The organism is Rhizobium sp. Leaf311 (assembly GCF_001423445.1).
Taxonomy (GTDB): Bacteria; Pseudomonadota; Alphaproteobacteria; order Rhizobiales; family Rhizobiaceae; genus Agrobacterium.
Map to the genome: position 1 here is coordinate 595,768 of NZ_LMNZ01000001.1, position 11,301 is coordinate 607,068.

An 11,301-nucleotide genomic window follows, 5' to 3' on the forward strand; every position below is an offset into this window, starting at 1 on the left:
CTGCATGGGGTCAGTTATGAACGAACAGGGTCACGCACTCGTCAGAAAGCTTGCTTTCTGGGGAATTCCATTTGCCATTGCAGTGCTTTGCCTCAAGCTTCTGGCCTGGTGGTTTACCGGCTCCGTCGCACTGCTGTCCGATGGTCTGGAATCAACCGTCAATGTGGTGGCGGCCTTCATTGCCTATTTCGTTATCCGTTACGCGCAAAAGCCAGCCGATGACGATCACCAGTTCGGGCATCACAAGGCAGAATATCTGTCTGCGGTGGTGGAAGGTGTTTTGATCGTGGTGGCCGCGCTTCTGATCGTGAAAGAGGCCTGGGGTGGTCTCATGGCACCCAGCCTGCCGGATGCACCGGTGCTCGGCCTCGCCATCAACGCCTTTGCGGGTATCCTCAATTTCGTCTGGGCGACGGTGCTGATCAGGGTCGGGCGCAAGCAATCCTCTCCGGCACTTCTGGCAGATGGCCATCACATCATGTCGGACGTCGTCACCTCAGGCGGCGTTCTGATCGGTCTCGTGCTGGCAATCATCACCGGTTACGCGATCCTCGATCCGATCCTTGCCATCATCGTTGCCATCAACATTCTTTTCCAGGGTTACAAGGTCATCACGCACTCGCTTGGCGGCTTGATGGACCGTGCGGTAGAGCCGGAGGAAGACGAGATCATCAAGACGGCGATTGCGGAGAACTCCGCCGGTCTTTTGGGCGTCCACGATCTCAAAACCCGCAGGGCCGGGTCGGTAGCCTTTATCGATTTTCACGTCGTCGTACCCTCGGCCATGTCGGTTGGTGCCGCACACGAGATTTGCGACCGGCTGGAAGATGCCATAAGAGAGGCCGTGCCCGGTGCCGTCCTCGCCATTCACGTCGAACCCGAAAGTGAACAGGCGCATGGCGTCCGGGTCGAGTTTCAAGAAGCAGGAGTTTGAATCATGTCAGTCACGGATGTTTCCGGCCTGTCTCAACTGGGTGCGCAGGTTGCAGCACCCGAAAGTCCGGAAAAGGCCGTTCTGGAAAAAGTGCCGAACGGCAACGCCGGCACGGACTATGTCGTACGCTTTACCGCACCGGAATTTACGTCACTGTGCCCGATGACGGGTCAGCCGGACTTTGCCCATATCGTCATCGATTACATCCCGGGTGAATTCCTGGTGGAATCGAAGTCGCTGAAGCTGTTCCTGCACGCCTTCCGCAACCATGGTGCGTTTCACGAGGATTGCTCCGTCTACATCGCTAAACGTCTGGTGGAGCTGCTGCAGCCGAAGTGGCTGCGCATCGGTGCCTATTGGTACCCGCGCGGCGGCATCCCCATCGATGTTTTCTGGCAGACGGGTGCGCCGCCGGAAGGCGTCTGGCTTCCCGAGCAGGGTGTCGCGACCTATCGCGGTCGCGGCTGATCCCGCTCTGAGAGAGATTCAGGCGAAGGAATCGCCATCGCCTGAATCGAAATCCATGTCGTCATTGCTGTCGTCATAATCCGCCTGCTGCACGTCGTCATTATTGTCCGAGGCGTCCTGCTGTGGCTTGTCGTCGTCATTATAGTAGTTGTTGATGACGGTTTCCTCGACGGGCGCATTGGCTGAGCCCGCGCCACCCCAGCCGGATGAGGCGACGTGGTTGGAGAAGATGCCGCTCAGCGAATTGGCCAGCAACATGCCGCCTGCGACACCGGCCGCCGTTCCTAGCGCGCCCTGCAGAAAACCGCCGCCACCGCCGCCGCCAAATCGGCCGAAGCCGGAGGGCTGCTGGCTCCATGGGCCACTGGTCTGCTGCGGCGCATCCGTGGTGCGGCCCCATGGCCCCGCGGTCTGGCCGGATATGTCGTTGCGATAGGTTGGAGCGGGGGCCGCAGAGCTGGGGCTTGGCGCTGGTGCCGGTGCCGGTGCCTGCTGCTGGTTGCCGCCGAAGATCGAGCTGAGGAAGCCGCCCTGCTGTGCCTGCTGCGGTGCAGTGTTGCTGCTTTCAAGCTGATGGATGCGTTCTTCCAGCTGGCGAATATGCGCCGCCGCTGCTTCCAGTCCCTTCTCCTGCACGATAACGGCCTGAGCAAGATAATAGGGGGCGGCTGGCTCATCCTTTACGGCCTGGCTGATAAGCCTTTCGGCGTCCGCATCGCGCGGTGTGGAGGATGCGGATCTAACCCTGTCGAACAGGGATGTGAGCAGTTGGGTTTCTTCTGGTGACATCGGTTGCCTCCTTGGCGTGTCGAGAAACGCACAGCAAGGAAGTAGGGTTCAATTCCGGCTTTTGAAAGCCGGAATTTTCTAACATTTTTGTAAGGTTAAGCGCCTGCTCAGCCGCCGAGAACCAGTGACAGACCGGCAAGTGCGGTCGCCGCTCCTGTGAGGCGTGCAGCGATCGGCCCAAGCTTTGCAATGCCCAGCCCCAGCGCCATGCCTGCGACATGAAGAAGCGCCGTTGCAATGACGAAGCCAATGCCGAATTGCAGCGCGCCCGCGCTGCCCAGTTCTCCGCCATGGGCATGGCCGTGAAACAGGGCAAAAACGCCGACAATGGCCGCAGCCGCGTTCACCAGAACCCGTGTTGCCATGGCAACCAGCAGTCCAAGGGCGATCACAGATGCAAGAATGGCAGGCTCTACGAATGGAAGCTCGATGCCGCCGAGTGCCAGCAGGAAACCGATGGCCATTGCGCCGACGAAAGCCGCAGGAACCATGAACAGTGCGCGGCGATCATGTCTCGTTGCCGCGATCTGCGCCGCCCAGATACCCACCGCCACCATGACGAGAATGTGGTCAGCGCCAAACAGCGGATGGGAGAAGCCCGCCATGAAGGAGCCGTGCTCTTCCGGATTGAGGTGAGCAAAGGCGGGAAGCGTGGACGCAGCCAGCGTTGCCGCAACGAGTGAAAGTCTTTTGATCATTGTTCCCTCTCGATTACTGGACGCGGAGCAAGGGCGCTTGGGTCGCCTGTCTAACCCCGCAAATTAACGATATCGTAGGCATGAAGTCCGTGTCCATGCGTCATTTGCCGGAGGTCTGTTTATTAAGCAGTTCCGCGCCTTGTCTTTTTCAATCATTGTTTTACGAAACAAATCACACTATGTCCGGTAGGTAATGAATTACGTTGGAGATCGCCCCATGAACGAAGAAGAAGACGACAAGAGCAAGGAACTGCCGATCGGCAAGGAAACGGAAGCGAATCTTTTCAAGTCGCGTTCGATCTTCATCTATGGCGGCATCACGCAGGAATTGGCGCAGAAAGTGTGCACGCAGCTTGTGGCGCTCGCCGCAGCCAGCGATGAAGACATCCGCGTCTATGTCAATTCGCCCGGCGGCCACGTCGAGTCCGGCGACAGCATTCACGACATGATCAAGTTCATCAAGCCGAAGGTCTGGATCATCGGTACGGGCTGGGTCGCTTCCGCTGGTGCGCTGATCTATGTGTCGGTGCCGAAGGAGCGTCGTATCTGCCTGCCGAACACCCGCTTCCTGCTGCACCAACCATCCGGCGGCACACGCGGCATGGCATCCGACATCGAGATACAGGCACGTGAAATCATCAAGATGAACAAGCGCCTGATCAAGATCTTCTCCGTGGCCACCGGCCAGACGGAAGAAAAGATCGCCAAGGACATCGACCGCGATTACTGGCTGGGCGCTGAAGAAGCTGTTGCCTACGGCCTTGCTTCGCGCATCGTGACCTCGCAGGCCGAAATCTAAGGCACGCCTTATCTGATTAAAAAGAACCCGCACCGGCTATGCCGATGCGGGTTTTTTATTGTCTGTAATCGGCCAATAGCGCGCTCAGGGAATCAGACGGTTCTTCCGCAGCGTTTCGAAGAGCGCAAAGAATGCGTCGTCGGTTGGCTGATACTCCTTGAAGCCGAGACGGCGGCTTTTACCCATGTCGGTCACGACTTCAATGGGGCGTCCCAGGTCGGCGTCGGTATGCCAGGGCGATGCGAGGCGGTTAAGATCCGGCTCGGCGAGATTTTCGCGAGTGGAAATTTTATTCCAGATTTCGGCGTCGTGTTCCATTTGTTCTGCCAGAGGAGTGACGGTGCCGTCGAAGGGTGCTGCTTCAATGCCGAACCATTCCGCGATGCGGCCCCACATCCAACTCCAGCGGAAGATATCGCCATTCACGACGTTGAAATCTTCGTTCTTTGCCTCAGGCGTTTGCGCTGCCCAGAGCAGATGCTTGGCCAGAAGGTTCGCATCCGTCATGTCGGTCAGGCCGTTCCATTGGGCGGCTGATCCGGGGAAGCGGAAGGGGCGTCCGGTTTCCCGGCAGATCGTGGCATAGACCGCCAGCGTCGTGCCCATGTTCATGGCATTGCCGACTGCCTGGCCAATCACGGTATGGGGGCGGTGGACGCTCCAACTGAAGCCATCGCGTTTGGATGCGGCAAAGACCTCGTCTTCCTGCGCATAGTAGAAATTCTCGACATCGAGACGGCCCTGTTCTTCGCGAAACGGGGTTTGCGGAAGCGTGCCCTTGCCATAGGCTTCAAAGGGTCCGAGATAATGTTTGAGACCTGTGACCAGTGCCACATGGCGAGTGGATTTGCCGAGGCTCAGACCATCCAGCAGGTTGCGCACCATGGCGGAATTGACGCGGATGTTTTCCGCTTCGCTTTCCTGCCTCGCCCAGGTCGAGATAAAGACGGCCTCTGGCCGCACATCCGCGAGCGCCTTTGCGGTTTCGACTGCATCCTGCAGATTTGCCGAGACGGGAATGATTCCCTCTTGCTGGGTCGGGCGTCTGGCCAGACCATAGACCTGCCAACCCTGTTCCAACAGAAGATTTGCCGTGGCACTTCCCACGATCCCACTTGCGCCGACGACCAATGCCGTTTTAACCATGTTCAAACTCCATTTCGTAAACGCTTTAATTAGTCATCCGGCGCGTCATCGTGTAGACGGCACTGTTTGGGGACATGGAAACCAAAGGGTGACCACTATGAAACCGGGTAGCCACGAAGCAGAATGGCGCGAGGATTGTGCGCCGAGACGCGTTCTGGAACTCTTCTCGACCAAATGGACGAGCATGATCCTGCACACGTTGCACAAGCTGCATGAGGGGGCCGCGCGCACCGGTGTGCTGGAGCGCAGCCTGCCGGGCATTTCCAAGAAGATGCTGACACAGACTTTGAAAGAGATGGAAAGGTCCGGCCTTGTCACGCGCCACGTGCACGCCACACGCCCGCCTGCTGTCGAATACAGGCTAACGCCGCTCGGTAACCGCTTCATCGAACCGGTGGAGATGCTTTACGCATGGGGCAGGGATAATGCCGACGCCTTGGACGCTTTGGGAGAACGCTCTACTTCAAGGCGCTGACACTTTCTGTCGTCAAGCCTTGGCAGCAAGCCAGAGTGTGTGACGCGCACCGCCGCGTTTGCCATTGGCGCGAACGCTGACCTCATCGGTCTTGAAGCCGGTCTGGCGAAGGCGTCGGGTAAAGGCAGCATCCGGACCTGAAGACCAGACCGCAAGCACGCCCTTCGGGCGCAGCGCGCTTCTGGCCGCTTCCAGCCCTTCGCGATCATAGAGGCTGTCATTGGAGGGGCGGGAGAGGCCATCCGGGCCGTTATCGACATCCAGCAGGATTGCGTCATAAGCCGCCTTTTTGGAGCGGATGAGCGCACCGACATCGCCGACATGAATATCGACGCGGGCATCATCGAGCGTGCCCTTGTGCAGATCGGCCATCGGTCCGCGCGCCCAGTCTACGACAGCCGGTACAAGCTCTGCCACGGTGACGTCGGCATCCGGCGGCAGTGCACCCAGTGCAGCGCGCAGGGTAAACCCCATTCCAAGACCGCCGATAAGAATATGCTGTTTACTGCGGCCCGCAATGCGCTCGCAGGATAGTGTCGCCAATGCTTCCTCGGAACCGCTCAGCCGGCTGTTCATCAGCTCGTTCGAACCAAGCATGATGGAAAATTCCTGACCGCGCTGCTTCAGGCGCAGTTCGGTGCCATCGCCGGGAATGGCTGCACGGTCCAGTTCTATCCAAGGGAGCATGGCGTATCTCGTTGTTTGCTGGCCGGGGTTTACACGGGCGGGGCCGAGAGAACAACAGGCACCAACCCTCAGGCGGCATGGCATCGGATACTAATGAATCATAGGCGGAAAACTCTTTTGCGGTTTCTGCCCATAGAAAAAACGCCCCGTAAAAATGGTCGCGTCTATCGTCGAATTTTCAACTGGAGCAATCTATACGAACAAAAGTTGCCGGACAGAGAAATTGTTTCGTCAAAATTGCGGATACCCCAAAAAAAGTCGTTCGCAAATCGCTTTTTCAGCTTTAAGTTCATGAAGTTCAATTATAGATTGCGTATCTATGTCGATAAATACGACCTGATTCCGGCTGTTCTAAATCGGATTGAGTGCATTTGGGGTAATTATGAACGCAAAGCATAATTTAAAACATTTTCGGCGGGCGCTTTTGGCATCCACTTTCGCTCTCTGCGGCAATGTCGACCTTGCTTTTGCAGTCGACAGCGGAGACATCGTCTTCAATAACGGAAGCGAGACCATATCTGACTCGATAAACTATGGTACCAATGTTATCGTCGGTGAGAGCGGCAATGCCGCCCTGACAATTAACAGCGGTGCGACTGTGACCGGCACGGGCGCCTATGTCGGAAAGCAAGAAGGTGTTACCGGCACCGTCACCGTAACCGGCAGCGGTACGATTTGGGAAAACACTAGCTCAACCTCTATCGGTCATCGCGGAACCGGCATACTGACAATCAGCGACGGCGGGTCTGTCAGCACTGATTATACGACTATTGGCAATGAGAGCGACAGTGAAGGAACCGTTACCGTCACTGGCAGTGGATCAAGTTTTGCCACGCCGAACTTAGCCGTTGGTTACAAGGGTCGTGGAACGCTTAATATAGAGAATGGCGCAACGGTAACAGCCTACACCAGCTTTATCGGTGTTTACGATGGTCGGGAAGGACTCGTGAAGGTCACCGGCAGTGGATCGACCTGGACCAATGGCAGCTTCTTTTACCTCGGCGGCTTTAACACCAGCATAGATCCAAGCTATATTGGAACGGGCACTTTAACCATCGCAGATGGCGGTGCTGTGAATGTAGGTGCCGAGCAGACTGGTGGAGGTTATGGCGGTACTGTAAATATTGCATATTCTGCTTCCTCGACAGGCACACTGAACATTGGTGCCGCGTCTGGTCAGACGGCTGTGGCCGCAGGCACACTGAACGCTGCAAATTTGGCGTTTGGCCAAGGTAGCGGCACTTTGGTGTTCAATCACACCGATTCGGATTATGATTTCTCGACAGCGATGTCATCCAATGCGGACAACACCGGCGCAATCAACCAGATTGCCGGCTTCACCACCCTGTCCGGCGATAGCTCGCAATTCGACGGCACCACCAATGTCACGGGCGGCACGCTCGACGTCACAGGTGCGCTGGGAGGAAGGCTGTACGTCTCCAATACGGGCACGCTTAGTGGTTATGGTGACGTTGGCACCACAAATATTCTCAGTGGTGGCACGCTTTCACCGGGCGGAAACAGTCTTGGCAGCCTGACCGTCAATGGTGATCTGACATTCGAAAGCGGCTCGACCTATGCTGTCGATCTGAGCGGCACAGAAGGCATAAGCACGAGAAGTATTCTTTATGGCGATCAGACAAGGGTCACCGGCAATGCCACCATCAATGGCGGCACAATCGCGGTTACTGCGCTTGATGCATCAACCAGCTACCTCAGTGGCAAGACCTACACTGTCATTGCCGCAGAAGGCACATTAAGCGGTGCATTCACAGGGGTTGTGAGCAGGTCTGCCTTCCTGACAACAACCGCAAGCTATGATGAAAACAACGCTTATTTGACAATTGCGGTGCAGGATACGGGTTCAAGCGGTACGGGCCTCTTTACGCCTGTCGCCCAAACCCCAAACCAGTCGGCAGTCGCCCGTTCGCTCGACAGCCTCTCGCAATCAGGCATATCGCTCGATCTTCACAACTCCATGCTGTTATTGAGCGACGATGAGGCGCGCACGGCCTATCAGCAGCTCTCCGGCGACAGCTATGCCACCGCTCAGGCATCCTTTGTGCAAACGGTCCAGACAGTCAACAACACCGTCAACACGCGCATGCGCAGCATTACCCAAAGCGTGGCGGCACCGTCCATCGCGCCGCTGGGCTATGCTGAAGAAGAAAAGACCCCCAAAAAGAATAACCCTTTCTCATCCTATGAGAAGAAGGAGCAAACCTTTGATTCCCAGCGGTTCTCCGCATGGTCGATGGGCTTTGGTTCCTGGGGTAAGGTGAAAGGCACCGGCGGCGGGCCAGATACCGACACCGGCAACGGCGGCGTCTTGTTTGGTTTCGATGGCCGAGTTTCCAATGCATGGCGCGTTGGTGTCATGGGCGGCTATAGCCACTCCTCTTTTGATACCTCGACGAGCGATGGCAACAGTGACAACTACCATGTTGGCGTCTACGGCACTGGCGATTGGGGGGCGGTTACGGTCCGATCCGGACTTAACTATGCCTGGAGCGACGTTGATAATACCCGCCAGGTCTCCTTGTTGAATCAGACCTTGAAGGGGGACTATGATGCCGGCAGCCTGAGCAGTTTTGCGGAAGTCGGCTATACGATCAAAACCGCCCCTGCGAACTTTGAACCCTTCGCGTCTCTCTCTTATTCGCGCGTGAAGACTGATGGTTTCAGCGAAACAGGCGGCTCTGCAGCGTTGACCGTGGATGAGCAGCAGATGAATACAACCTTCACCACAATTGGACTGCGCACATCGAAGGATATAAAGCTGCTCGGAACCGCCGCAGCCTTGCGCGGCACGGCCGGATGGGTTCATGCTTTCGGCGATGTCGATCCAATCTCGACTGCCCGCTTTGCCACGGGTGACAGCTTCACAGTGTCCGGCACGCCGATCGACAAAGATGCCGCCTTGCTGGAAGCAGGACTGGACCTCAACCTGACACCGGCCTCAACCTTCAGCCTTGGCTATAATGGCCAGATCGGAAAGAATGCTTATGAGCACGGCGCGAATGCAAAGTTCCGGGTGCAGTTCTAACAACTCAGGTCAAGAAAACATTTGTCGCCATGGTTCCTATGGCGGCAAACCCGAAACGCTCACGGTCTTGCACAATTCCTCAAATCGGAATCGACTCAAGGAATTGTGCAACAGATCTCGGGTCTTGCAGCGTCGGGCGTTTGAGAAAACGCACCGTGCTGTCATGCAGATTGGCAAAGCGCAGGCTGGAAAATGTGTCTGCCTTATTGCAGACCATAGCGAAAACAACGATTATCTGCTCAAGTTTCGTCCATTTACGGCATCAGCACGACTACCTTGGCTTGCGCATGCGGTCAAAATAATGTTCCAGAGCAATATCCTGCCTGCTCTGGACCGTCGCCATGCATAAAGACTTCTCTCTCCAAAGCCTTTTCATGGGCCTGCTGACGGCTTTCGTCGGCTTTGCCAGCTCCTTTGCCGTGGTGCTTCAGGGCCTGAAAGGCGTCGGCGCCACCGATTACGAGGCGGCATCCGGTCTGATGGCGCTTTCGGTGGCCGTCGGCCTTTGCGCCATCGCCCTGTCCGCCACAACACGGCTTCCGATCAGTATCGCGTGGTCGACGCCGGGCGGCGCCCTTCTGGCCACGACGGGCGTAATCGAAGGCGGGTTTCCCGCCGCCGTGGGTGCGTTCATCGTCTGCGCGGTATTGATCATCATTGCGGGCCTGTTCAAGCCGCTGGGCCGCGCCGTCGCATCCATACCCACGCCGCTTGCCAATGCCATGTTGTCAGGCGTCATCATCGGCCTGTGCTTTGCGCCAATAAAAGCAATCGGCTTCAACCCTCTGCTTGGCTTGCCCATCATTCTGGCATGGATCGTCGTCGGCGCCTTCAAGCGCCTGTTTGCGGTTCCGGCCGCGCTTGGCGCCTTCGTGCTGGTCATGATTTTCGGGGTCGATATCCCCGCAGGTGCACTCGACAGCGTGGCGCAATCGCTGGCCCCGCCGGTGGAGTTCGTTTTGCCGGTGTTCAACCTGCAAGGGTTGGTCTCCGTTGCGTTGCCGCTGTTCATCGTCACCATGGCCTCGCAGAATATACCTGGCATCGCCGTGTTAAAGGTCAACAATTATGATCCGCAGCCGGGGCAGCTTTTTGCTACCACGGGCCTTTTTTCGCTGCTATCGGCACCCTTCGGCGGACACGCCGTCAATCTCGCCGCCATCACTGCCGCCATGTGCGCAGGTGAGGATGCCCATCCGGACCCAAGGCGTCGCTACTGGGCTGTCATTGTCAGTGGCGTGGGTTATGTGATCTTCGGTCTGCTTGCCGGTGTGGTCACAGCCTTCGTGGCGCTGGCTCCGCCCATTCTCATCCAGGCAGTTGCGGGTCTCGCACTCGTTGGCGCTTTTTCCGGTTCAGCGGTCGCCGCTTTCAAAGAGCCCGAGACCCGCGAAGCCGCCGCCATAACCTTCCTGATAACAGCTTCCGGCCTGTCCTTCGGTGGCATATCCGGCGCATTCTGGGGTCTGCTGGGCGGCGGTCTGATGATGGCTTTGCAGCGCGTGGTGAAGCGCTGAGGATTGCTCCGGGCATATTCCATGACATTTGAGTTCGACCCGTCCAAAAGTGCCAGCAATAAAGACAAGCACGGCATAGACTTTATAGAAGCGCAGGCCTTATGGCGCGATCATAAAAGAATCACCGCACCACTCGCAACAGAGGGAGAGGAGCGGTATATTATGGTCGCTCAGCTTCACGGACGTTGCTGGAGTGCGATTTATACTTACAGAGATGATCGCGTTCGGATCATTTCTGTAAGGCGCTCCAGAGACAGGGAGAGACAGTATTATGAAGACTATCAGCGCTGAAGAACTGGATCGCAGGTTCGACGATGGTGAAGATGTCAGCGATCATTTCGACTGGTCAAAGGCTACGCGACCGGGCCTTGAGCTTGAACATGCCGATATCGATCTGCCGAAGTGGATATTGCGGAAGGTGGATGCGGAAGCCTTGCGCCTGGGTGTGACACGCCAGTCTCTTCTGGAGGAGTGGATTGCTGAAAAAGCAAAGCACGTCTCTTCGTGAAAATAGCCGCAACAAAGACTAGATGGTTACTTGCCAGATCAAAAACCGCTGTTTATACAAATCGACATGACCATTCGCACCGTAATCACTTCCGGCATGAGCGCGCAGATTTCTGCGAAGGCCAGCCCGTGCGGTGCACTCTCGCTTCTTAGCCTCGACCTTACACGCGGTTGCCGGGTCCAGTGAGGAGCGCCCGGCGGCCGAAAGCCCGCTGGTGCCAATGCTCCTCAACTC

12 protein-coding genes are annotated in these 11,301 nt (G+C 57.1%); 8 read left to right on the forward strand and 4 right to left on the reverse strand.

Going from position 1 to position 11,301, the window contains the following annotated elements:
* The first annotated feature begins 16 nt into the window (after positions 1-16).
* Positions 17-934, forward strand: coding sequence for a cation diffusion facilitator family transporter (locus tag ASF69_RS02810; RefSeq protein WP_062585081.1), 918 nt, complete (start codon positions 17-19; stop codon positions 932-934).
* A gap of 3 nt (positions 935-937) precedes the next feature.
* The gene (gene queF, locus ASF69_RS02815) at positions 938-1,402 is read left to right on the forward strand and encodes a preQ(1) synthase (RefSeq protein WP_062585083.1); all 465 of its coding nucleotides are present in this window, start codon (positions 938-940) and stop codon (positions 1,400-1,402) included.
* A gap of 18 nt (positions 1,403-1,420) precedes the next feature.
* Here queF and ASF69_RS02820 read toward each other — a convergent pair whose 3' ends face one another.
* Together ASF69_RS02820 and ASF69_RS02825 are read right to left on the reverse strand one after the other, a co-directional pair.
* Positions 1,421-2,191: a DUF2076 family protein gene (locus tag ASF69_RS02820; protein WP_062585085.1), complete on the reverse strand. Its 771-nt coding sequence runs from the start codon at positions 2,189-2,191 to the stop codon at positions 1,421-1,423.
* Between the two features lie 107 nt (positions 2,192-2,298).
* On the reverse strand, positions 2,299-2,889 hold the full coding sequence (locus ASF69_RS02825) for a HupE/UreJ family protein (protein ID WP_062585087.1): 591 nt from the start codon (positions 2,887-2,889) through the stop codon (positions 2,299-2,301).
* Between the two features lie 217 nt (positions 2,890-3,106).
* On the opposite strand from ASF69_RS02825, the gene ASF69_RS02830 reads away from it, so the two are divergent.
* Positions 3,107-3,688 carry an ATP-dependent Clp protease proteolytic subunit gene (locus ASF69_RS02830; RefSeq protein ID WP_062585089.1) on the forward strand — a complete coding sequence of 194 codons (582 nt, stop codon included), beginning with the start codon at positions 3,107-3,109 and terminating at the stop codon, positions 3,686-3,688.
* Between the two features lie 84 nt (positions 3,689-3,772).
* Here ASF69_RS02830 and ASF69_RS02835 read toward each other — a convergent pair whose 3' ends face one another.
* A complete protein-coding gene (locus tag ASF69_RS02835; RefSeq protein ID WP_062585091.1) occupies positions 3,773-4,834 on the reverse strand; it encodes an SDR family oxidoreductase in 1,062 nt (353 codons plus the stop codon).
* Between the two features lie 97 nt (positions 4,835-4,931).
* On the opposite strand from ASF69_RS02835, the gene ASF69_RS02840 reads away from it, so the two are divergent.
* Positions 4,932-5,309 carry a helix-turn-helix domain-containing protein gene (locus ASF69_RS02840; protein WP_062585093.1) on the forward strand — a complete coding sequence of 126 codons (378 nt, stop codon included), beginning with the start codon at positions 4,932-4,934 and terminating at the stop codon, positions 5,307-5,309.
* Positions 5,310-5,321: 12 nt separating this feature from the next.
* Here the strand turns inward: ASF69_RS02840 and ASF69_RS02845 are convergent, their stop codons facing one another.
* Positions 5,322-5,996 (reverse strand): MnmC family methyltransferase, encoded by a 675-nt coding sequence (locus ASF69_RS02845; protein WP_062585095.1) that lies wholly within the window; start codon positions 5,994-5,996, stop codon positions 5,322-5,324.
* Positions 5,997-6,420: 424 nt separating this feature from the next.
* On the opposite strand from ASF69_RS02845, the gene ASF69_RS02855 reads away from it, so the two are divergent.
* The 4 genes from ASF69_RS02855 to ASF69_RS02875 all read left to right on the forward strand — a co-directional run bounded on the left by ASF69_RS02855 (position 6,421) and on the right by ASF69_RS02875 (position 11,067).
* Positions 6,421-9,042, forward strand: a complete 2,622-nt coding sequence (locus tag ASF69_RS02855) for an autotransporter domain-containing protein (protein ID WP_062585098.1) — start codon at positions 6,421-6,423, stop codon at positions 9,040-9,042.
* 341 nt (positions 9,043-9,383) lie between these two features.
* Positions 9,384-10,559, forward strand: a complete 1,176-nt coding sequence (locus ASF69_RS02865; RefSeq protein WP_062585101.1) for a benzoate/H(+) symporter BenE family transporter — start codon at positions 9,384-9,386, stop codon at positions 10,557-10,559.
* Positions 10,560-10,580: 21 nt separating this feature from the next.
* On the forward strand, positions 10,581-10,850 hold the full coding sequence (locus tag ASF69_RS02870) for a BrnT family toxin (RefSeq protein WP_062585102.1): 270 nt from the start codon (positions 10,581-10,583) through the stop codon (positions 10,848-10,850).
* Entirely contained in the window at positions 10,831-11,067 is a 237-nt protein-coding gene (locus ASF69_RS02875) for a CopG family antitoxin (protein WP_082469605.1), read from the forward strand. The genes ASF69_RS02870 and ASF69_RS02875 overlap by 20 nt, the downstream gene beginning before the upstream one ends.
* Positions 11,068-11,301: the final 234 nt, after the last annotated feature.